General features: G+C 61.5%; 24 protein-coding genes. 18 read left to right on the top strand and 6 right to left on the bottom strand.

The genetic code is table 11. From position 1 onward, the window contains the following. Window positions 1-9 precede the first annotated feature (9 nt). Window positions 10-702 carry an alpha/beta family hydrolase gene (locus ACOZK9_RS06785; RefSeq protein ID WP_421555493.1) on the bottom strand — a complete coding sequence of 231 codons (693 nt, stop codon included), beginning with the start codon at window positions 700-702 and terminating at the stop codon, window positions 10-12. 79 nt (window positions 703-781) lie between these two features. Between ACOZK9_RS06785 and ccoN (ACOZK9_RS06780) the strand changes: the two genes are divergently transcribed. The 16 genes from ccoN (ACOZK9_RS06780) (at window position 782) to hemN (ending at window position 15,437) form a co-directional block, all read left to right on the top strand. Continuing rightward, window positions 782-2,206: a cytochrome-c oxidase, cbb3-type subunit I gene (gene ccoN, locus ACOZK9_RS06780; RefSeq protein WP_152749814.1), complete on the top strand. Its 1,425-nt coding sequence runs from the start codon at window positions 782-784 to the stop codon at window positions 2,204-2,206. A 10-nt stretch (window positions 2,207-2,216) separates the two neighbouring features. Next, a complete protein-coding gene (gene ccoO, locus ACOZK9_RS06775; RefSeq protein ID WP_058412219.1) occupies window positions 2,217-2,825 on the top strand; it encodes a cytochrome-c oxidase, cbb3-type subunit II in 609 nt (202 codons plus the stop codon). Between the two features lie 3 nt (window positions 2,826-2,828). Then, complete coding sequence (locus tag ACOZK9_RS06770; protein ID WP_058412220.1) at window positions 2,829-3,029, top strand: cbb3-type cytochrome oxidase subunit 3; 201 nt, start codon at window positions 2,829-2,831, stop codon at window positions 3,027-3,029. Further along, window positions 3,026-3,946 (top strand): cytochrome-c oxidase, cbb3-type subunit III, encoded by a 921-nt coding sequence (gene ccoP / locus ACOZK9_RS06765; protein WP_421555492.1) that lies wholly within the window; start codon window positions 3,026-3,028, stop codon window positions 3,944-3,946. Before ACOZK9_RS06770 ends, ccoP (ACOZK9_RS06765) begins: the two co-directional genes overlap by 4 nt. Window positions 3,947-4,379: 433 nt before the next feature. Next, on the top strand, window positions 4,380-5,822 hold the full coding sequence (ccoN, locus tag ACOZK9_RS06760; protein ID WP_122249753.1) for a cytochrome-c oxidase, cbb3-type subunit I: 1,443 nt from the start codon (window positions 4,380-4,382) through the stop codon (window positions 5,820-5,822). Continuing rightward, window positions 5,822-6,430 (top strand): cytochrome-c oxidase, cbb3-type subunit II, encoded by a 609-nt coding sequence (ccoO, locus tag ACOZK9_RS06755; RefSeq protein ID WP_058412223.1) that lies wholly within the window; start codon window positions 5,822-5,824, stop codon window positions 6,428-6,430. Before ccoN (ACOZK9_RS06760) ends, ccoO (ACOZK9_RS06755) begins: the two co-directional genes overlap by 1 nt. A gap of 5 nt (window positions 6,431-6,435) precedes the next feature. Then, entirely contained in the window at window positions 6,436-6,621 is a 186-nt protein-coding gene (locus ACOZK9_RS06750) for a CcoQ/FixQ family Cbb3-type cytochrome c oxidase assembly chaperone (protein WP_058412224.1), read from the top strand. Beyond that, the gene (ccoP, locus tag ACOZK9_RS06745) at window positions 6,618-7,595 is read left to right on the top strand and encodes a cytochrome-c oxidase, cbb3-type subunit III (protein WP_421555491.1); all 978 of its coding nucleotides are present in this window, start codon (window positions 6,618-6,620) and stop codon (window positions 7,593-7,595) included. Before ACOZK9_RS06750 ends, ccoP (ACOZK9_RS06745) begins: the two co-directional genes overlap by 4 nt. 117 nt (window positions 7,596-7,712) lie before the next feature. Then, window positions 7,713-7,967 (top strand): type II toxin-antitoxin system Phd/YefM family antitoxin, encoded by a 255-nt coding sequence (locus tag ACOZK9_RS06740; RefSeq protein ID WP_421555490.1) that lies wholly within the window; start codon window positions 7,713-7,715, stop codon window positions 7,965-7,967. Continuing rightward, window positions 7,967-8,377: a type II toxin-antitoxin system VapC family toxin gene (locus ACOZK9_RS06735; RefSeq protein WP_152745617.1), complete on the top strand. Its 411-nt coding sequence runs from the start codon at window positions 7,967-7,969 to the stop codon at window positions 8,375-8,377. Before ACOZK9_RS06740 ends, ACOZK9_RS06735 begins: the two co-directional genes overlap by 1 nt. 206 nt (window positions 8,378-8,583) lie before the next feature. Further along, window positions 8,584-9,987: a cytochrome c oxidase accessory protein CcoG gene (gene ccoG / locus ACOZK9_RS06730; RefSeq protein WP_421555489.1), complete on the top strand. Its 1,404-nt coding sequence runs from the start codon at window positions 8,584-8,586 to the stop codon at window positions 9,985-9,987. A gap of 18 nt (window positions 9,988-10,005) precedes the next feature. Next, window positions 10,006-10,545, top strand: a complete 540-nt coding sequence (locus ACOZK9_RS06725) for a FixH family protein (protein ID WP_058412229.1) — start codon at window positions 10,006-10,008, stop codon at window positions 10,543-10,545. 50 nt (window positions 10,546-10,595) lie between these two features. After that, a complete protein-coding gene (locus ACOZK9_RS06720) occupies window positions 10,596-13,040 on the top strand; it encodes a heavy metal translocating P-type ATPase (protein ID WP_421555488.1) in 2,445 nt (814 codons plus the stop codon). Between the two features lie 22 nt (window positions 13,041-13,062). Continuing rightward, the gene (gene ccoS / locus ACOZK9_RS06715) at window positions 13,063-13,275 is read left to right on the top strand and encodes a cbb3-type cytochrome oxidase assembly protein CcoS (protein WP_058412231.1); all 213 of its coding nucleotides are present in this window, start codon (window positions 13,063-13,065) and stop codon (window positions 13,273-13,275) included. Continuing rightward, window positions 13,268-13,951: a sulfite exporter TauE/SafE family protein gene (locus tag ACOZK9_RS06710; RefSeq protein ID WP_421555487.1), complete on the top strand. Its 684-nt coding sequence runs from the start codon at window positions 13,268-13,270 to the stop codon at window positions 13,949-13,951. Before ccoS ends, ACOZK9_RS06710 begins: the two co-directional genes overlap by 8 nt. 103 nt (window positions 13,952-14,054) lie before the next feature. Then, complete coding sequence (gene hemN / locus ACOZK9_RS06705; RefSeq protein ID WP_058412233.1) at window positions 14,055-15,437, top strand: oxygen-independent coproporphyrinogen III oxidase; 1,383 nt, start codon at window positions 14,055-14,057, stop codon at window positions 15,435-15,437. On the opposite strand, the gene ACOZK9_RS06700 is transcribed toward hemN, so the two are convergent. Continuing rightward, window positions 15,438-15,896, bottom strand: a complete 459-nt coding sequence (locus tag ACOZK9_RS06700; protein WP_082649004.1) for a FlxA-like family protein — start codon at window positions 15,894-15,896, stop codon at window positions 15,438-15,440. A 152-nt stretch (window positions 15,897-16,048) separates the two neighbouring features. Between ACOZK9_RS06700 and fnr the strand changes: the two genes are divergently transcribed. Further along, window positions 16,049-16,783: a fumarate/nitrate reduction transcriptional regulator Fnr gene (gene fnr / locus ACOZK9_RS06695; protein ID WP_058412235.1), complete on the top strand. Its 735-nt coding sequence runs from the start codon at window positions 16,049-16,051 to the stop codon at window positions 16,781-16,783. Between the two features lie 81 nt (window positions 16,784-16,864). Next, on the top strand, window positions 16,865-17,413 hold the full coding sequence (locus tag ACOZK9_RS06690; protein WP_083357366.1) for an adenine phosphoribosyltransferase: 549 nt from the start codon (window positions 16,865-16,867) through the stop codon (window positions 17,411-17,413). A gap of 55 nt (window positions 17,414-17,468) precedes the next feature. Here the strand turns inward: ACOZK9_RS06690 and recR are convergent, their stop codons facing one another. From recR to dnaX, 4 genes are all read right to left on the bottom strand, one after another. Further along, entirely contained in the window at window positions 17,469-18,074 is a 606-nt protein-coding gene (recR, locus tag ACOZK9_RS06685; protein ID WP_099240614.1) for a recombination mediator RecR, read from the bottom strand. Window positions 18,075-18,139: 65 nt separating this feature from the next. Beyond that, a complete protein-coding gene (locus tag ACOZK9_RS06680) occupies window positions 18,140-19,174 on the bottom strand; it encodes an NADP-dependent oxidoreductase (protein ID WP_122249745.1) in 1,035 nt (344 codons plus the stop codon). Window positions 19,175-19,342: 168 nt separating this feature from the next. Next, window positions 19,343-19,681 carry a YbaB/EbfC family nucleoid-associated protein gene (locus tag ACOZK9_RS06675; RefSeq protein ID WP_058412239.1) on the bottom strand — a complete coding sequence of 113 codons (339 nt, stop codon included), beginning with the start codon at window positions 19,679-19,681 and terminating at the stop codon, window positions 19,343-19,345. A gap of 44 nt (window positions 19,682-19,725) precedes the next feature. Then, window positions 19,726-21,798: a DNA polymerase III subunit gamma/tau gene (gene dnaX, locus ACOZK9_RS06670; protein ID WP_421555486.1), complete on the bottom strand. Its 2,073-nt coding sequence runs from the start codon at window positions 21,796-21,798 to the stop codon at window positions 19,726-19,728. Window positions 21,799-21,800 lie beyond the last annotated feature (2 nt).

Genomic DNA, 21,800 nt, shown 5'->3' with positions numbered 1-21,800 from the left:
CGATGGGCCTTAACAGCGGGCCAAAAACTCAGCCACGTGCACCGCCGCAGCCTCCAAATGCTGCACATGACTAAACCCCGAGGCCTTCAGCGGCTTCAAGTCATGATCCCCCGCCACCAGCCACATCACCTTGATGCTCGGCGATAAGTCATACCCTTCCACCGCCGCACGATTCCCCAGCGCATCACGCTCACCTTGCACAACCAACGTCGGCGTCTTCAGCCCGGCCAGATGCTCGACCCTCGGTTTTTCCGGCTTGCCCACCGCATAAAACGGATAACCCAGGCACACCAACCCATCAGCCCCCAGTTCATCGGCCAACAGACTGGCCATGCGCCCGCCCAGCGACTTGCCGCCCATCGCCAGTTTCCCAGCGACATGACGCCGCACCTCGGCATACACCTCGCGCCAGGCTTGGAGCAGTTTGGGCGCCGGGTTCGGCGGGCGTTTACCGCCGTCCAAACGGCGCTGCGCCATGTACGGGAACTCGAAGCGCAACACGTTCACGCCATGCCCGGCAAGGCGTGCAGCCATGTCGTGCATAAAGGCCGAGTCCATGGGTGCACCGGCGCCGTGGGCCAGGATCAACGTGACGGGCTCGCCCGTCGCCGCAGGCGTCGCGACATCCCACAACCAGCCGCGTTCGCGCACACACTGCGCCCATTGATCCCCGTCAATACTGGCCTTGTGCTCTTTGCCCATGCTTGCCTCGCTTTTTAGTCTGCCTATAACTCCAGCCCAAGTGCCGCACTGGCTTGGGTTGAACCGTGGATGGGGAACCATGAACACTACTTTAAGTACCGCCTATAACTACAAGGTGGTCCGCCAATTCGCCATTATGACGGTGGTGTGGGGCATCGTCGGCATGGGGCTCGGGGTTTTTCTCGCGGCTCAATTGGTTTGGCCTGCACTGAATTTCGATTTGCCCTGGACCAGCTTCGGCCGCCTGCGCCCATTGCACACCAACGCGGTGATCTTTGCGTTCGGCGGCTGCGCCTTGTTCGCCAGCTCGTTTTACTCGGTGCAGCGCACCTGCCAAACCCGGCTGTTCGCGCCAAAAATCGCCGCGTTCTGCTTCTGGGGCTGGCAGTTGGTGATTGTGTTGGCCGCCATCACCTTGCCGCTGGGCTACACCAGCTCCAAGGAATACGCAGAACTTGAATGGCCGATCGACATCCTGATCACCATCGTCTGGGTCGCCTATGCCATCGTATTTTTCGGCACGGTGATGAAACGCACCACCCAGCACATTTACGTCGGCAACTGGTTCTTCGGTGCGTTCATCATCACCGTGGCCATCCTGCACATCGTCAACAACCTGGAAATACCGGTCAGCCTGACCAAGTCCTACTCCCTCTATGGCGGTGCGACGGATGCCATGGTGCAGTGGTGGTATGGGCATAACGCGGTAGGCTTTTTCCTCACCGCGGGCTTTTTGGGGATGATGTATTACTTCGTGCCCAAGCAGGCCGAACGCCCGGTGTACTCCTACCGCTTGTCCATCGTGCACTTCTGGGCGCTGATCACCCTGTACATCTGGGCTGGCCCGCACCATTTGCACTACACCGCGCTGCCGGACTGGGCGCAGTCGCTGGGCATGGTGATGTCGCTGGTGCTGCTGGCGCCCAGTTGGGGCGGCATGATCAACGGCATGATGACGCTGTCGGGCGCCTGGCATAAGTTGCGCAGCGACCCGATCCTGCGCTTTTTGGTGGTGTCGCTGGCGTTCTACGGCATGTCGACCTTCGAAGGCCCGATGATGGCGATCAAGACCGTCAACGCCCTCTCCCACTACACCGACTGGACCATCGGCCACGTACACGCCGGGGCGCTGGGTTGGGTGGCGATGATCTCGATCGGCGCGCTGTACCACATGATCCCGAAAGTCTTCGGCCGCGAGCAGATGCACAGCCTCGGGCTGATCAACGCGCACTTCTGGCTGGCTACCATCGGCACCGTGCTCTACATCGCCTCGATGTGGGTCAACGGCATCGCCCAGGGCCTGATGTGGCGGGCGGTCAACGAAGACGGCACCTTGACCTACTCCTTCGTCGAAACCCTGCTGGCCAGCCACCCTGGCTTTATCGTGCGGCTGGTGGGCGGTGCAGTGTTCCTCAGCGGCATGTTGCTGATGGCTTACAACACGTGGCGCACCGTGCGTTCGGCGCAACCGGTCGAAGCCGCGCCTGTCGCGCAGATGGCCTGAGGAGACTGCGATGAAACACGAAACGATTGAAAAAAACGTCGGCCTGCTGATGCTGCTGATGGTGCTCGCCGTGAGTATCGGCGGCTTGACCCAGATCGTCCCACTGTTCTTCCAGGACGTGACCAACACACCCGTCGAGGGCATGAAGCCCTACACCGCGTTGCAACTGGAAGGCCGCGACATTTACATCCGCGAAGGCTGCGTGCAGTGCCACTCGCAGATGATCCGCCCGTTCCGCGCCGAAACCGAACGCTACGGCCACTACTCGGTGGCGGGCGAAAGCGTGTGGGACCACCCGTTCCTGTGGGGCTCCAAGCGCACCGGGCCGGACCTGGCCCGCGTCGGCGCGCGCTACTCGGACGACTGGCACCGTGCGCACTTGTACAACCCGCGCAACGTGGTGCCCGAGTCAAAAATGCCGGCCTACCCGTGGCTGGTCACGGCGCAGGTCGACAGCAGCCACACCGAGACCAAGTTGAAGGTGATGCGCACCCTCGGCGTGCCCTACACCGACGACGACATCAGTGGCGCGGTTGCCAGCCTCAAGGGCAAGACCGAAATGGACGCGCTGGTTGCATACCTGCAAGTGCTCGGCACTGCCATCAAGAGCAAGAGGTGAGCCATGGGATTTGAATTCGATGCGGGGACTATTCGCGGCCTAGGCACGCTGGTGGTCGCCATCGCGTTTATCGGCCTGTCGCTGTGGGTGTTCAACAACCGCCGCAACGCAGACTTCGAGCAGGCGCGCCTGCTGCCGTTTGCCGATGAACCTTCTCCATCCGACGCTCAACCAGAGCCTGCAACAAGGAGCAACCAGCCATGACACCTTTCTGGAGTGCATGGATTTGCGTACTGACCCTCGGCAGTTTGACCGGCCTGACCTGGCTGTTGATCGGCACCCGCAAGGGCGAGACCAAGGGCAGTGTCGACCAGACCATGGGCCACGCCTTCGACGGCATCGAGGAATATGACAACCCGCTGCCGCAGTGGTGGTTCATGCTGTTCGCCGGCACGCTGGTGTTCGCGGTCGGCTACCTGATCCTCTACCCGGGCCTGGGCAACTGGAAAGGCGTGCTGCCGGGCTACGAAGACGGCTGGACCTCGGCCAAGGAGTGGGACAAGGAAATGGCGCGCGCCGACACCCGATTCGGGCCGATCTTCGCCAAATTCGCGGCAATGCCGGTGGAAGAAGTCGCCAAAGACCCGCAAGCGCTGAAAATGGGCGGTCGGTTGTTCGCCTCCAACTGCGCGGTGTGCCACGGCTCGGATGCCAAGGGCGGCTACGGCTTCCCGAACCTTTCCGACAACCTGTGGCGCTGGGGCGGTTCGGCCGAGGCAATCAAAGCCACCATCCTGAACGGTCGCCACGCGGCGATGCCGGCCTGGGGTGAAGTGCTGGGCGAAGACGCGGTGAAAAACCTTGCCGCCTACGTGCGCCACGACCTGGCCAAACTGCCGTTGCCGGCTGGCAACAGCGCCGACCTCGTCGCCGGTCAAGCCGCGTTCAGCAGCACCTGCGTCGCTTGCCACGGCCCACAAGGCCACGGCGTAGAAGCCATGGGCGCGCCGAACCTGACCGAGCCCGGCGGCTTTATCTACGGCACCAGTTTGGCGCAGTTGCAACAGACCATCCGCCACGGCCGCCAGGGCCAGATGCCAGCGCAGGACGTGCTGCAAGGCAATGACAAGGTGCACTTGCTGGCGGCGTACGTTTACAGCCTGTCCCACCCCGCGCAATAACCACTCGCCCTGCTCGCCCTTGTGGCGAGCGGGCTTGCTCGCGTTGGAGTGCGTAGCGCTCCCGGGATTTTGGGGCTGCTGCGCAGCCCATCGGGAGCAAGCCCCCTCGCCACAGTTAGCCTGCTGACCACAGGTGATTGCTTGTGTTGGTCCAATACATCCCTGTCCCCTCCTGCCATTCGGGTCTACGCTTGCCTGCACAGCGGACCGATTTTTTGTGCGCCTAACCAAGCGCTTCGCAACCTGCTATATTTCTTGTCCACTCGATCAGCTTTAGAGTACTGAAATGTCCTTACACCCTATATGGAAAGGGCGCAGAATCTGGCGTGGAACGCATCGGTAGCGGTCAGTCATTGCGTTGCAATGGCCCCTCGCTTTCTACATACTGCGGCCAAAATTCAATTATAAAAAACCTAAACCGTGGAACCTTAGAATGAGCGCAGCAATCAGCCCGACTGCTTATAACTATAAGGTGGTCCGCCAGTTCGCCATCATGACGGTGGTCTGGGGCATCCTTGGCATGGGGCTCGGGGTGTTCATTGCCTCGCAACTGGTGTGGCCGGAACTGAATTTCGGTTTGCCCTGGACGACCTTTGGCCGCCTGCGCCCGCTGCACACTAACCTGGTGATTTTCGCCTTCGGTGGTTGTGCGCTGTTTGCCACTTCCTACTATGTTGTGCAGCGCACCTGCCAGGCGCGACTGATCTCTGATGGCCTCGCCGCCTTCACCTTCTGGGGCTGGCAAGCGGTTATCCTCGGCGCCATCATCACTCTGCCGCTGGGTTACACCACCACCAAGGAATACGCCGAGCTGGAATGGCCAATCGCGATTTTGCTGGCGATCGTCTGGGTCATCTACGCTGTGGTGTTCTTCGGCACCATCGTCAAGCGCAAGACCAAGCACATCTATGTGGGTAACTGGTTTTACGGTGCGTTTATTCTGGTGACGGCGATGCTGCACATCGTTAACCACGCGTCATTGCCGGTCAGTTGGTTCAAGTCCTATTCGGCCTACGCCGGGGCGACCGACGCGATGATCCAGTGGTGGTACGGCCACAACGCCGTGGGCTTTTTCCTGACCACCGGTTTTCTCGGAATGATGTACTACTTCGTGCCCAAACAGGCCGAGCGCCCGATTTACTCTTATCGGCTGTCCATCGTGCACTTCTGGGCGCTGATCACCCTGTACATCTGGGCCGGCCCGCACCACCTGCACTACACCGCGCTGCCGGACTGGGCACAATCGCTGGGCATGGCGATGTCGATCATCCTGCTGGCGCCGAGCTGGGGCGGCATGATCAACGGCATGATGACGCTGTCGGGCGCCTGGCATAAGTTGCGCACCGACCCGATCCTGCGCTTTTTGGTGGTGTCACTGGCGTTCTACGGCATGTCGACCTTCGAAGGGCCGATGATGGCGATTAAAACCGTCAACTCACTGTCGCATTACACCGACTGGACCATCGGCCATGTGCACGCCGGCGCCCTCGGTTGGGTGGCGATGATCTCCATCGGCGCGCTGTACCACATGATCCCCAAACTGTTCGGCCGTGCTCAGATGCACAGCGTCGGGCTGATCAACACGCACTTCTGGCTGGCCACCATCGGCACCGTGCTGTACATCGCCTCGATGTGGGTCAACGGCATCACCCAAGGCCTGATGTGGCGCGCGATCAACGATGACGGCACGCTCACCTACTCCTTCGTCGAAGCGCTGCAAGCCAGCCACCCCGGCTATATCGTGCGCGCCGTGGGCGGTACGTTCTTCGCCAGCGGCATGCTGTTCATGGCCTACAACGTATGGCGCACCGTGCGGGCTTCGGACCCCAAAGAAGCCGAAGCCGCCGCCAGAATCGCCGTTGTGGGAGCGCACTGATGAAGCATGAAGTCGTCGAAAAAAATATCGGCCTGCTGGCTTTTCTCATGGTTATCGCCGTGAGCATCGGCGGCCTGACGCAGATCGTTCCGCTGTTTTTCCAGGACGTGACCAACAAGCCGGTGGAAGGCATGAAGCCGCGCACCGCGCTTGAACTGGAAGGCCGCGACGTGTACATCGCCAACGGTTGCGTGGGCTGCCATTCGCAGATGATCCGACCGTTCCGCGCCGAAACCGAGCGTTATGGCCACTACTCGGTCGCCGGTGAAAGCGTGTGGGACCACCCGTTTCTGTGGGGCTCCAAACGTACCGGCCCGGACCTTGCCCGCGTCGGCGCACGTTACTCGGACGACTGGCACCGCGCGCATTTGTACAACCCGCGCAACGTGGTGCCTGAGTCGAAAATGCCGGCGTACCCGTTCCTCGTCGAAAACAAGCTGGACGGCAAGGACACCGCGAAGAAGATGGAAGTCTTGCGCACCTTGGGCGTGCCCTACACCGACGAAGACATCGCCGGTGCAGCCGCCGCCGTCAAGGGCAAGACCGAAATGGACGCATTGGTGGCCTACCTGCAAGGCCTTGGCACCCTCATCAAAAGCAAACGGTGACCTGCATGGATATCGGCATGATTCGTGGTCTGGGCACTCTGGTGGTGATGGTGGCCTTTATCGGCCTGGCGTTGTGGGTGTTCAGCCCCAAACGCAAGTCGGCGTTCGACGAGGCAACCCTGCTGCCTTTTGCGGATGACCCGCACGCCATCAAGCAAGTCGAGCAAACGTCCAGGAGCAGCAACGAATGACTACGTTCTGGAGCCTGTACGTCACAGTCCTCACCCTGGGGACTATTTTCGCGCTGACCTGGCTGCTGCTGTCTACCCGCAAAGGCCAACGCACCGAACAAACGGACGAGACCGTCGGCCATTCGTTTGACGGCATTGAGGAATACGACAACCCGCTGCCCAAGTGGTGGTTCATGCTGTTTGTCGGCACCATCATTTTCGCCCTCGGCTACTTGGTGCTTTACCCTGGCCTGGGCAACTGGAAAGGCCTGCTGCCGGGCTACAACTACCTCGACAACGACACGCAAACCCACTTCGCCAATGGCAAAACCGGCTGGACCGGCGTGCATGAATGGGAAAAGGAAATGGCCAGGTCAGAGGCCAGGTTCGGCCCGATCTTCGCCAAATTCGCCTCAATGCCGATTGAAGCAGTCGCCAAAGACCCGCAAGCCTTGAAGATGGGCGGCCGCCTGTTCGCCTCCAACTGCTCGGTGTGCCACGGCTCCGACGCCAAAGGCGCCTACGGCTTCCCTAACCTGACCGACGCCGACTGGCGCTGGGGCGGCGAACCCGACGCCATCAAGGAAAGCATTCTTAAAGGCCGCCACGCGGTGATGCCGCCCTGGGCCGACATCATTGGCGAACAAGGCGTGGCCGACGTGTCGGGTTTTGTAGTGACCAAGCTGGGCGGTCGCACACTGCCTGAAGGCGCCAAGGCCGACGTGGCCAATGGCGCCAAGCTGTTTGCCGCCAACTGCGTGGCCTGCCACGGCCCGGCCGGTAAAGGCACGCCCGCCATGGGCGCACCCGACCTCACCCACCCCGGCGCGTTTATTTATGGGTCGAGCTTCGCGCAATTGCAGCAGACCATCCGTTATGGCCGTCAGGGCCAGATGCCTGCGCAGGAGTTGCTGCAAGGCAACGACAAGGTGCACTTACTGGCGGCGTATGTGTACAGCTTGTCGCATGCGGACAAACCTGCCGACGAGCAGTAACGCCGTGTGGTTGCTGCCCGCAGGAGAGCCCCATGACCACTCGTAGCTTCGGGCTTGCGGCGCCCCCGCGCCAAGTAGTAACGTAACTACATCTAGCCCGACGAAGGGGAATCCCCCATGACCACCACTACTATTTCCAGCCGTGAATTCAATCAAGACACAAGCGGTGCCAAAAAAGCCGCCCGCCAGGGGCCGGTTTTTATCACCGATCGAGGCAAGCCCGCGCATGTACTGCTAAGCATTGAGGACTACCAGAAACTGACAGGCCTCAATGCCGACATCGTTGACCTGCTGGTGATGGAGGAAGCGGCCGAAATAGACTTCGAAACCGAACGTGCCGTGATCACTCACCGACCCGTGGACCTCGCTTGATGTATCTACTCGATACCAACGTCATCTCTGAACTTCGTAAACCCCAGGCGGATGCAAACGTCGTCGCTTGGGCCAAAAGCGTCATTGCGCTGCATCTGTTTATCTCCGCGATTACGCTTAAAGAATTGGAAACAGGCGTATTGCGCATGGAGCGCAGAGACCCGGCCCAGGGAAAGGTGTTGCGTACCTGGCTAAAGCGTCATGTGATGCCGGCGTTCGATGCCAGAATTCTGCCGGTCGATGCCGCCGTTGCGTTGCGTTGCGCCCACCTGCAGGTGCCGGACCAGGCCAACGAAAGTGACGCATTGATTGCCGCCACCGCGCTGGTGCATGGCCTCACCGTCGTCACGCGTAACGTCAGAGACTTTAAATCCAGCGGCGTTGCGGTGATTAATCCGTGGGATGAATGATCAGCCTGCGCTTGGAAACCGGCCATACTTGCAAAGTCAATTGATCCAGATCACATACACCATCAATTGATTTACCCCAACGCGACCAAAGGTCGCACCCCTTCAGCGCCATCGCGGGCGTATCATTACGCCACTGCAACACCCTTGTTTGACCCCGGTTGGCACGTACTGGCCGAGGCAAATTTCCACTGCCGTGGGATGCAATGATGAGCAACCAGATACCGGTAAATGACGTTACCCCGCCTGCCAAAACCGTCGACCTCTATGCCTCGCGAGAGAAAATCTACACGCGCGCATTCACCGGCTTTTTTCGCAATTTGCGCATGCTCGGCGGCGCCGCGTTGTTCCTGCTGTACTTCGGCACCGTGTGGCTGAACTGGGGCGGCCATCAGGCGGTGTGGTGGAACCTGCCGGAGCGTAAATTCTTCATTTTTGGCGCGACGTTCTGGCCACAGGATTTCATCCTGCTTTCGGGCATTCTCATCGTTGCAGCCTTTGGCCTGTTCTTTATCACCGTGTACGCCGGGCGCGTATGGTGTGGTTACACCTGCCCGCAAAGCGTGTGGACGTGGATTTTCATGTGGTGCGAAAAGGTCACCGAAGGCGACCGCAACCAGCGCATCAAGCTCGACAAAATGCCGATGGGCGCGAGCAAATTTCTGCGCAAACTCAGCAAACACACGCTGTGGCTGTTGATCGGTTTTGCCACCGGCATGACCTTCGTCGGCTACTTCTCGCCGATCCGTGAACTGCTGTTCGAGTTCTTCACCGGCCAGGCCGATGGCTGGTCGTATTTCTGGGTGGGTTTCTTCACGCTCGCCACCTATGGCAACGCCGGTTGGCTGCGCGAACAGGTGTGCATCTACATGTGCCCGTACGCGCGCTTCCAAAGCGTGATGTTCGACAAAGACACGCTGATCGTGTCGTACGACCCACGCCGTGGCGAAGTACGTGGCCCGCGTAAAAAAGGCATCGACTATGAGGCTCAAGGCCTTGGCGATTGCATCGACTGCACGATGTGCGTGCAGGTGTGCCCCACCGGTATCGACATCCGCGACGGCCTGCAAATCGAGTGCATCGGTTGCGCGGCGTGTATCGACGCCTGCGACACCATCATGGACAAGATGGACTACCCGCGCGGCCTGATCAGCTACACCACCGAACACAACCTGTCCGGGCAGAAAACCCATACCTTGCGCCCGCGCCTGATCGGCTACGCGCTGGTATTGCTGGCGATGATCGGCCTGTTGGCGGGGGCATTCTTCATGCGTTCGCTGGTCGGTTTTGACGTCAGCAAGGACCGCGTGCTGTACCGCGAAAACGCCGAAGGGCGGATCGAAAACGTCTACAGCTTGAAGATCATGAACAAGGACCAGCGCGACCACACCTACGTGCTCGACGCCTCGGGCCTGCCGGACCTCAAGCTGCAAGGCCTGCGTGAAATCAAGGTCGCGGCCGGGGAGATTTTCAGCCTGCCGGTAGAGCTGTCGAGCGCGCCGGAACAGATGCCGTCGACCACCAACGAGGTGAAATTCATCCTGCGCGATGCGGACGACGACAGCGTGCACATTGAAGCCAAGAGCCGATTCATCGGCCCACAGGTCCGTTAACAGGAAGAGCGCCAAACAATGCCCATCGCTAACGCTGCAAGCCCTTGGTACAAACACCTTTGGCCCTGGATCATCATCGCCATACTGGCCTGCTCGGTGACCTTGACCTTGTCCATGGTGACCATCGCGGTAAACAACCCCGATAACCTGGTCAACGACAACTACTACGAGGCCGGTAAAGGCATCAACCGCTCGCTGGACCGCGAGCTGCTCGCGCAAACCCTGCAACTGCGCGCCAGGATGCACCTGGACGCGCTGACCGGCGAAGTCGAGTTGCACCTGACCGGCAACAGCAACCCGGCCACGCTGGAACTCAACCTGATTTCGCCGACGCAGCCCGAGAAGGATCGCAAGATCAACCTGGCGCGCAGTGCCAGCGAACCCGGCCGCTATATCGGCCAGGTCACCGACACGGTCGAAGGCCGGCGCTTCGTCGAGTTGCTCGGCGTCGAGGGCGACAGAACCTGGCGCCTGTTCGAAGAAGAACAGGTCAGCCACGACAAGGACTTGCTGCTGGGTGATGAACCGCTGCAAGGTGCTGAAGAGCTGAAAAAATAAAAACCTGCGCTTCGCGATGAGGCCCTGCCCGCCACTATAGATTCCAAACCATGACCACCCCCTGCTACCACTGCGCCCTGCCCGTGCCTTCGGGCAGCCGCTTCACGGCCGTGATCCTCGGCGAACCCCGCGAGCTCTGCTGCCCGGGCTGCCAGGCGGTGGCCGAAGCGATTGTGGCCGGTGGCCTGCAACACTATTACCAGCACCGCAGCGAAGCCTCGGCCAACCCCGAGGCGCTGCCGGTGCAGCTAGTGGACGAACTGGCGCTGTATGACCGCGCCGACGTGCAAAAGCCCTTCGTGCGCCACGACGGTGAGCTGTCTGAAACCACGCTGCTGATGGAAGGCATCAGTTGCGCCGCGTGTGGCTGGCTGATCGAAAAACACCTGCGCCTCCTGCCCGCCGTGGCCGAAGCGCGGCTGAACCTGTCCAACCACCGCCTGCAGGTCCGCTGGGCCGCTGCGCAATTACCGTTGAGCCAGCTACTGAGCGAGCTGCGCCATATCGGCTACGCCGCTCATCCGTATCAAGCCGACCGCGCCGCCGAGCAACTGGCCAGCGACAATCGCCTAGCCTTGCGCCAACTCGGCGTCGCCGGGTTGTTGTGGTTCCAGGCGATGATGGCGACCATGGCCATCTGGCCCGAATTCAATATCGACCTGAGCCCGGAGCTGCATGTAATCCTGCGCTGGGTTGCGATGTTTCTGACAACGCCCATCGTGTTTTACAGCTGCGCGCCATTTTTCAAAGGCGCTATGCGCGATGTGCGCACGCGCCACCTGACCATGGACGTGTCGGTGTCGCTGGCGATTGGCGGCGCGTATTTGGCGGGTATCTGGACCGCGATTACCGGCGTAGGCGAGCTGTATTTCGACGCGGTGGGCATGTTCGCGCTGTTCCTGCTCGCAGGCCGCTACCTAGAGCGCCGCGCCCGCGAACGCACGGCGGCGGCCACCGCGCAACTGGTCAACGTATTGCCCGCCTCGTGCCTGCGCCTCAAACGTGACGGCCAGAGCGAACGCATCCTGCTGAGCGAACTGGCGTTGGGCGACCGCGTGCTGGTACACCCCGGCGCAGTGCTGCCGGCGGACGGCGTAATCCTCGACGGCCAGTCGAGCATCGATGAGTCGCTGCTCACTGGCGAATACCTGCCGCAACCCCGCCGCAGTGGCGACAGCGTCACCGCGGGCACGCTCAACGTCGACGGCGCGCTGACCGTCGAAGTGCGTGCGCTGGGGCATGACACGCGCTTGTCCGCCATCGTGCGCCTGCTGGAGCGCGCCCAGGCCGAGAAACCCCGCCTGGCGCAAATCGCCGACCGCGCCGCGCAGTGGTTTTTGCTCTGCTCGCTGATCGCGGCGCTGGTGATTGGCGTGGTGTGGTGGCAACTGGACTCAGCGCGGGCGTTCTGGATCGTCCTCGCCATGTTGGTCGCAACCTGCCCCTGCGCACTGTCGTTGGCCACGCCCACCGCACTCACCGCCGCCACCGGCACTTTGCACACGCTCGGGCTGCTGCTGACGCGCGGCCATGTGCTGGAAGGCTTGAACCAGATCGACACGGTTATTTTCGACAAGACCGGCACCGTCACCGAAGGCCGCCTGGCACTGCGCGCGATTCGCGCCTTGAGCGCGTTAAACAGCGATGACTGCCTGAGCCTTGCCGCCGCGCTGGAGAACCGCTCGGAACACCCGATTGCGCGCGCCTTTGGCCGTGCGCCGCTGGCCGCCGAGGCAGTCTTGAGTTTCCCTGGGCTCGGCCTCGAAGGCCGCGTGGGCGAACGCCTGTTGCGCATTGGCCAGCCCGCTTTTGTTTGCCAGTTGAGTGGTTGCACACCGCCCGCATCACCGGACGACGCCGGGCAATGGCTGCTGCTCGGCGACCGCGAAGGTGCCCTCGCCTGGTTCGTACTGGATGACCGCCTGCGCAGCGACGCACCGGCGCTGCTGGCCGCGTGCAAGGCGCGTGGCTGGCGAACGCTGTTGCTGTCGGGCGACAGCTCACCGATGGTTGCCAGTGTCGCATTGGCGCTGGGCATCGACGAAGCTCATGGCGGCCTGCCCCCCGATGGCAAACTTGCGGTGCTGCAACGGCTGCACAAGGAGGGCCGCAAGGTATTGATGCTCGGCGATGGCGTCAACGATGTGCCGGTACTCGCCGCCGCCGACATCAGCGTGGCCATGGGTTCGGCCACCGACCTTGCGAAAACCAGCGCCGATGCGGTGCTGCTGTCCAACCGCCTCGACGCGCTGGTGCAAGCCTTTACCCTGGCGCGGCGCACGCGGCGGGTCATCATCGAAAACCTGCTGTGGGCCGGGCTGTACAATGGGCTTATGCTGCCGTTTGCCGCGCTGGGTTGGATAACCCCGATCTGGGCAGCCATCGGCATGTCGCTCAGCTCGTTGATCGTGGTACTCAACGCCCTGCGCCTGACCCGCCTGCCTGGCGTGCAGGTTAACCGCGCCACCTTGGTAAACCGCCCGCTGCCGGCTTGAGCCGCGCGGGCCTGGAGTGCAGATGCCAGCTCTATACGTGATGATTCCGGCGGCGTTGCTGTTGGTGGGCGTGGCCATTTACGTCTTCTTCTGGGCGGTGGACAGCGGCCAGTACGATGACCTCGACGGCCCTGCCCACAGCGTGCTGTTTGACGATCAAGACCCGAACCACTTGGCCGCCGTCGACCAGGCCAACGGCGCCGAGCAACCGCGCAAAGATCCGCCGCATGCTTGAGCTCGCGCCGCTGCTGGTCTCAGCCTTGATCCTCGGCCTGTTGGGCGGTGGCCATTGCCTGGGCATGTGCGGCGGGCTGATGGGCGCGCTGACGCTGGCGATTCCCAAAGCGCAGAGCCACCGAAAGTTTCGCCTGCTGCTGGCGTACAACCTGGGGCGCATCCTCAGCTATGCCACGGCCGGGTTATTGATCGGGCTGGCCGGCTGGGCCGTCGCCAACAGCCCTGCGGCCCTGTTTATGCGCGTGCTCGCCGGGCTGCTGCTGATTTGCATGGGTTTATACCTGGCCGGCTGGTGGAGCGGCCTTACACGTATAGAACGCCTCGGGCGCGGCCTGTGGCGGCACCTCCAGCCGGTCGCCAACCGTTTGCTGCCGGTCAGCAGCCTGCCCCGCGCCCTATTGCTGGGCGCACTTTGGGGCTGGTTGCCGTGCGGTTTGGTCTACAGCACGCTGCTGTGGGCGGCGAGCCAGGGCAACGCGCTGCACAGCGCAGTGCTGATGCTCGCGTTCGGGCTGGGCACCTGGCCGGTGTTGCTCGCCACCGGCTTGGCCGCCGAACGCGCCACCGCGTTATTGCGTCAACGCAGTGTGCGTGTGGCCGGCGGGTTGCTGGTGATCGTGTTTGGTCTGTGGACCTTGCCCGGCCCGCATCAACACTGGCTGATGGGTCATTAAATCGCGGTGTGGCAGAGCGCCGCTCCCCGTTGATGCAAGTCAACATGCCATCGCCCACGCACGCCTAGACTCGGCCTCCTAGCCTATCCGGGGGACCGCCCGCATGCTCGACGCCATTCGTTGGGACACTGATCTGATTCACCGCTACGACTTGGCGGGGCCGCGCTACACGTCCTACCCCACGGCCGTGCAATTCGACAGCCAGGTCGGCACCTTCGACCTGCTGCATGCCCTGCGAGACAGCCGCAAGGCGGCACGGCCATTGTCGCTGTACGTGCATGTGCCGTTCTGCGCGAACATTTGTTACTACTGCGCCTGCAACAAAGTCATCACCAAGGACCGCGGCCGCGCCCATGCCTACCTGCAGCGCCTGGAGCAGGAAATCCAACTGGTGGCCTGCCACCTCGACCCGAAACAACCGGTGCAGCAGTTGCATTTTGGCGGCGGCACGCCCACCTTCCTCAGCCACGACGAACTGCGCCAAGTGATGGCCCGGCTGCGCCAGCACTTCAATTTGCTTAACGATGACTCCGGCGACTACGGCATCGAAATCGACCCGCGCGAAGCCGACTGGGCGACCATGGGCCTGTTGCGTGAACTGGGCTTCAACCGCGTCAGCATCGGCCTGCAGGACCTCGACCCCGAGGTGCAACGTGCGGTCAACCGCCTGCAGAGCCTGGAAGAAACCCGCGCGGTGATCGACGCGGCACGCACCCTGCAGTTTCGCTCGATCAATATCGACCTGATCTACGGCCTGCCCAAGCAAACGCCGATCAACTTCGCGCGCACGGTCGAGGAGGTGATCAGCCTGCAACCGGATCGCCTGTCGGTGTTCAACTACGCGCACCTGCCGGAGCGCTTCATGCCTCAGCGGCGCATCAACAGCGACGACCTGCCCTCCCCGGCAACCAAGCTGTTGATGCTGCAAACCACTATTGAACAGTTGACCCAAGCCGGTTACCGCTACATCGGCATGGACCACTTCGCGCTGCCGGATGACGAGCTGGCGATCGCCCAGGAAGAAGGCACGCTGCAACGCAATTTCCAGGGTTACACCACCCACGGGCATTGCGACTTGATTGGGCTGGGCGTGTCGGCGATCAGCCAGATTGGCGACCTGTACTGCCAGAACAGCAGTGACCTTAATCACTACCAGAACGCCCTCGCCGGCGCGCAACTGGCCACCAGCCGTGGCTGGGTGTGCACCACGGATGACCGGTTACGCCGGGAAGTGATTCAGCAGTTGATCTGCAACTTCAGCCTGGGATTCGAGCGGATCGAACAGGTATTCAACATCGATTTTCGTGGCTACTTCGATGCGCTGTGGCCGCAGTTGGAGGCGATGGCCGCAGACGGCCTGATCGAACTCGATGCACTGGGCATGCGCGTACTGCCCGCCGGGCGCCTGCTCGTGCGCTCGGTGTGCATGGTGTTCGATGCCTACCTGGAGCACCAGAACCGGCAGCGATTCTCGCGGGTGATCTGATCACATCGACAACGAGGCAACCTTCATCGAGTCCTCAGCGCTCATGCCTTTCATGGCTTTTGCCAGCGAGGTCTGGGCGGTCATCAGCCCAGCCTGCAGCATGCTGATTTCACCTTGAAGTGCACTGGTTCTGATCCGCGCTTCTTCTGGCGAGAGGCTGCTGTTGGCCGCAACCGCAGCCAGTTGAGCCTGTTTCTCGGCGATCTGCTGCTTCAATTGACGGATCATTTTCAGCACTTGCTTGACGTTATCGGCCAAGCCACTGTCGTCGATATCGGCATTGGCACTTTTGGCCGAACCCGCGGCCTTGAATGCATTGGCGGAAATAGTCACCGCCACCGCTGGGCTTTCAGGCGGCAGCGCGGTGCTTGAGGCTTGTTTTTCGGTCTCGGCAACCGGCTTGGCGTCCGGCACGTAAGGTACGCGGATGGCCGATGTGTAGGCGGCTATAACAGACATGATTCAGGCTCCGTTGAATAGATATGCCAACTGTATCGGCCTCGATACATAAATATTTATACCGTTGTTGCTTTTTTGTACACGCTGGCCTGATCCACCCTCGGTGCGTTACCCTTACGTCTTATGTGTGTTTCACCACAAGGATTTAAGAAATGTCCGAGCCAGTCAAACTGCGCGCTCACAGCCAGGCTCACTGCAAGGATTGCAGCCTCGCCCCCCTCTGCCTGCCACTTTCGTTGAATTTGGAAGACATGGATGCGCTGGACGAAATTGTTAAACGCGGTCGCCCGCTGAAAAAAGGCGAGTTTCTGTTCCGCCAAGGTGACAAATTCGACTCGGTTTATGCAGTGCGTTCGGGCGCGTTGAAGACCTTCAGCCTGAGCGACGGCGGCGAAGAACAGATCACCGGCTTCCATCTGCCCAGCGAGCTTGTCGGGTTGTCGGGCATGGGCACCGACATTCACCCCGTGTCGGCCCAGGCCCTGGAGACCACCTCGGTGTGCGAAATCCCCTTCGAGCGCCTCGATGAATTAGCCCTGCAGTTACCGCAATTGCGTCGCCAACTGATGCGCGTGATGAGCCGCGAGATTCGTGACGACCAACAGATGATGTTGCTGTTATCGAAAAAAACCGCCGACGAGCGCATCGCCACGTTTCTGGTCAACCTGTCGGCGCGTTTCCGCGCACGTGGTTTCTCGGCCAACCAGTTCCGCCTGAGCATGTCGCGCAACGAAATCGGCAATTACCTGGGCCTCGCGGTGGAAACCGTGTCGCGCGTGTTCACGCGTTTTCAGCAGAATGAGTTGCTTGCCGCTGAAGGCAAGGAAGTGCATATCCTCGACCCGATCCAGTTGTGTGCCCTGGCCGGCGGCACCCTCGACGGCTGATCCAGACACTTGCGGCCGAGCCAATCGGCGAGGCCGCAGGTATACTTCGAGTCCGTTTTCCGCCTTCAGGACTCTTCGACGATGACCTTCGACTCGTTCGACATCAAATCCTTGATTCGCCCTGTCATCGACTTCCCCAAGCCTGGGGTGATCTTTCGTGACATCACGCCGCTGTTCCAATCGCCCCGTGCCCTGCGCCTGGTGGCTGACAGCTTTGCGCAACGCTACGTCGAGGCCGACTTCAGCCATATCGGCGCGATGGATGCGCGGGGCTTTTTGATCGGTTCGATCATCGCCTACCAACTCAACAAACCACTGATCCTGTTCCGCAAGCAAGGCAAGCTGCCGGCTGACGTGCTGGCCGAGGGTTACCAGACCGAATACGGCGAAGCCTTCCTCGAAGTACACGCCGACAGCCTGTGCGAAGGCGACTCGGTATTGATGTTCGATGACCTTATTGCGACAGGCGGCACCTTGATCGCCGCCGCCAACCTGGTAAGGCGCATGGGCGCGAAGATCTTCGAAGCGGCTGCAATCATCGACCTGCCGGAACTGGGCGGCTCACAACGCCTGCAAGACATGGGCATTCCGACGTTTTGCCTGACGCAGTTTGCGCTGACTGAACGATAAGCGGCTGCCTGGCCTCTCTGTGGCAGGTGGACCCGCTCGCCACAGTGAATCCAAACTATCCGAGCGCGATTGGCTTACGCCCGGCGAACGAGTGCGCCAAGGTGCCGCCATCGACCAACTCCAGCTCGCCACCCAACGGCACACCATGGGCGATGCGCGAGGTGATCAGGCCTTTGTTGCTGAGTAACTGCGCGATGTAATGCGCGGTCGCCTCGCCTTCCACTGTCGGGTTGGTGGCCAGGATCACTTCGGTAAACGTGCCCTGCGCTTCAATCCGCGCCACCAACTGTGGAATACCGATAGCTTCCGGCCCCAACCCGTCGAGCGGCGACAAATGCCCCTTGAGCACAAAGTAACGCCCGCGGTAACCGGTTTGCTCCACCGCGTACACGTCCATCGGCCCTTCGACCACGCACAGCAGCGTATCGTCGCGGCGTGGGTCGGCGCATTGCGGGCAAAGGTCTTCTTCGGTGAGGGTGCGGCACTGGCGGCAGTGGCCTACGCCGACCATCGCCTGGCTCAACGCTTGGGCCAACCGTGTGCCACCGCTGCGATCACGCTCCAGCAGTTGCAGCGCCATGCGCTGGGCGGTTTTCTGACCCACGCCTGGCAAGGTGCGCAGGGCGTCGATCAATTGACGAATCAGAGGGCTGAAGCTCATGGGCAAAGGTCCGGCAAAACAACGAGACGCGGTTTATACCCGCGCCCCGGTTTAGCGTCAAATGATCAATCCTGCGCGACGCGCACCACCAACTTGCCGAAGTTGCGCCCCTCAAGCAAACCGATAAAGGCTTCCGGCGCCTGTTCCAGCCCGTCGACCACGTCTTCGCGGAACTTGATTTTGCCATCACGCACCCACGGCGCCATGGCGCTGAGGAATTCGGGCTGGCGGTCGCCGTAGTCGTCGAACACGATAAAACCCTGAATGCGCACACGCTTGGTCAGCAAGGTGCGTTGCAGCGCCGGCAGACGGTCTGGGCCGCTCGGGGCTTCATGCGCGTTGTAACCGGCGATCAGCCCGCATAACGGAATCCGCGCCTTGGCGTTGAGCAGCGGCAGCACGGCGTCAAACACTTTGCCACCGACGTTTTCATAGTAGATGTCCACACCGTTGAAACACGCTGCGGCCAGCTCGTTGGCAAAATCGTCGCTTTTGTGATCCACGCAGGCATCAAAGCCCAGCTCATCGACCACATAGCGGCATTTTTCGGCGCCACCGGCAATACCGACTACGCGCAGGCCTTTGAGTTTGGCCACCTGCCCGACCACCGAGCCCACGGCACCGGACGCTGCAGCCACCACCAGGGTTTCGCCAGCTTTGGGCTGGCCGATGTCCATCAGGCCCATGTAGGCGGTCATGCCCGGCATGCCCAGCACACCCAGCGCCATCGACGGGCTGGCCAAGCCATTGGGCACTGGCATCAAGTTACGTCCGTCAGAAATGCTGTGGGTCTGCCAACCGGTGGAGCCGACCACCAGGTCACCGACTTCGAATTTCGGATGGCGTGACTGCTCGATACGGCTGACAGCGCCACCGGTCATCACCTCGTCGATTTCCACCGGCGCGGCGTAGGACGGCGCGTCACTCATGCGCCCACGCATGTAGGGGTCGAGGGACAGGTACAGCGTTTTCAGCAGCACTTGGCCTTCAGCCAGTTCCGGCAAATTAACGCGCTCCAGGCGGAAGTTTTCCGGGGTCGGCGCGCCTTGAGGGCGTGAAACCAGGACAATACGCTGGTTCAAAATGGCTTCTTGAGACATCAAAGGACTCCTTTATCGAATTCATCGGTATAGGGTGCAGACCGTACACGCAGCGCCAGGGTTCATATTGAACGCGCATCGCGAGGGTCCTTCTTGCCTGAAGGCTCACGCCAGAAACAAAAATGCCAGGCGCATGGCCTGGCATTCGAGTGCAGCCAAGCTAACCCATCAGAACGGCAGCTTCATCCCCGGCGGCAGTTGCATGCCGGAAGTAACGCCGGACATTTTGTCCTGGCTGTTCGCTTCGATCTTGCGCACGGCGTCGTTGACGGCCGCAGCGAACAGCGCTTCGAGCATTTCCAGGTCGTCTTCACTGGCGCCTGGCAATACGCTTGGGTCGATGCTCACGCGTTTGATGTCGTGACGACCGGTCATCACTACGCTGACCATATCGCCACCGGCTTTACCGGTGACTTCGGCGTTGGCCAGTTCTTCCTGCATTTTGGCCATCTTTTCCTGCATCTGCTGCGCCTGCTTCATCAGGCCGGCCATGCCACCTTTCATCATGGGAATCACCTCAAAAGTACGTGGATCAAGTTAGTAGCCCGGTGTTATGACGCTTGGGGCACCGGGGCTTCGACAGGTTCAATAGTATCCTCACGCACGACCGCACCAAACTGTTGCATCAATTGCTGGATGAGCGGATCAGCGTGAATCGAGTTTTCTGCATCGCGCTGGCGGTTGATACGCCGGCGAGTCGCGGCCTGGGCCGGGGTTTCCTGCTCGGGCTTGATCAACTCGATGGTAATGGTCAGCGTGCGTGCATGGTACTGGTTCAGGGCGTCATTCAGGCGGCGTTGCTGGGTGGCGTTGAACAGGGCGCTGTGGGCCGGGTCCAGGTGCAGCAACCAGTGGTCGCCTTCAATCGAAATCAAGGTGCAGTTGGCGGCGATGCTGCCGGTCATGCCGGAGATCGGCAGTTTCGGGAACAGCTCCAGCCATTGCAACGCCAGGCCGGTGGCCGGGGCTGCAGCGGGCTCCGCCTCGGGCTCGGGTGCAGGCTCGGCAGCGTGTTCACTGGCCAACTCGTCCAAGTAGCTGTAGGCCGAATCGATGTCCGGCTCGATGTAGTCTTCGTCCAGCGGCGGCTCGTCATCCAGATCAATACCCGGCGTGGCGGCGTCGACTTGCGCGACGGTTGGCTCGGGCACCGGCGCAGACACCCATTCCGGCGCGGCTGGCACTACGCTGTCTGGCGCAGGCGCCGGCATGGGCGTCAGTTCGGGCTGCTCACCGGCGGTCTCAAGCACCGGCTCAACGAAAGGCTGCAACTCGGCTTCGGGCTCTGCGGCGTCGTTCCACGGCAAGTCGACCACGGGCACCGGTTGCGGCTCGGGCTCGATGACCGGTTGCGGTTCGACTACCGGCGCGACCTTTACAGGCGCAGGTTCAGGATCAGGTTCAGGCACCGGCGCAACCGGCGCAGGTGTCGCAACCACTGGCGCGACTGCCGCCGTGCCAGCCACTGGTTGGGCGGAATCAACTGTGGCCTGGCTGATCCCCACTGGCTTTAGCGGCTGTCTCGGCGCGTCTGCGACATCGGCGGGCCGGAACGCCAGCATCCGCAGCAGGACCATTTCGAAGCCACCGCGCGGGTCCGGCGCGAGGGGCAAATCCCTGCGGCCGATCAGGCCCATCTGGTAATAAAACTGCACATCTTCGGCCGGCAAGGCCTGGGCCAGCGCCAACACGCGGTCGCGGTCGCCATGGCCGTTGTCGACACCTTCAGGCAAGGCCTGAGCAATGGCAACACGGTGCAGCACATTGAGGATTTCCGAGAGCACGCCATTCCAGTCCGGGCCTTGCTCCGACAAATGGCGCACGGCTTCAAGCAGCGCCTTGGCGTCACCTTCGATCAGCGCGTGCAGCACGTCGAACACCTGGCCGTGGTCGAGGGTGCCGAGCATCGCACGCACGTCGGCGGCCATGACCTTGCCTTCACCAAAGGCGATGGCCTGGTCGGTGAGGCTCATGGCATCACGCATCGAACCGTCGGCGGCGCGGCCGAGCAGCCACAGCGCGTCGTCTTCGAACGGCACGTTCTCGACGCCCAGCACGTGGGTCAAATGCTCGACCACACGTTCAGGGGTCATGTTTTTCAGGGAGAACTGCAGGCAACGCGACAAAATCGTTGCCGGAAGCTTCTGCGGGTCGGTGGTGGCCAGAATGAATTTGACGTAGGGCGGCGGCTCTTCCAGGGTTTTCAACAGCGCGTTGAAGGAATGACTGGAAAGCATGTGCACTTCGTCGATCAGGTAGACCTTGAAGCGGCCACGGCTCGGCGCGTACTGCACGTTATCGAGCAGCTCGCGGGTGTCTTCCACCTTGGTGCGGCTGGCGGCGTCGATCTCGATCAGGTCGACAAACCGCCCTTCGTCGATCTCGCGGCACACCGAACAGGTGCCGCAGGGCGTCGAGGTGATACCGGTTTCACAGTTCAGGCATTTGGCGATGATGCGTGCAATGGTGGTCTTGCCTACCCCCCGAGTACCGGTGAACAGGTAGGCGTGGTGCAGCCGCTGGCTGTCCAAGGCATTGATCAGAGCCTTGAGCACATGGGTCTGGCCGACCATTTCGCGGAACGAGCGCGGGCGCCATTTACGTGCAAGAACCTGATAACTCATCG

It is taken from the genome of Pseudomonas kitaguniensis (assembly GCF_049199985.1).
In the GTDB taxonomy this organism is placed as follows: domain Bacteria; phylum Pseudomonadota; class Gammaproteobacteria; order Pseudomonadales; family Pseudomonadaceae; genus Aquipseudomonas; species Aquipseudomonas kitaguniensis.
This window is presented reverse-complemented; position numbering and strand designations above follow the sequence as displayed.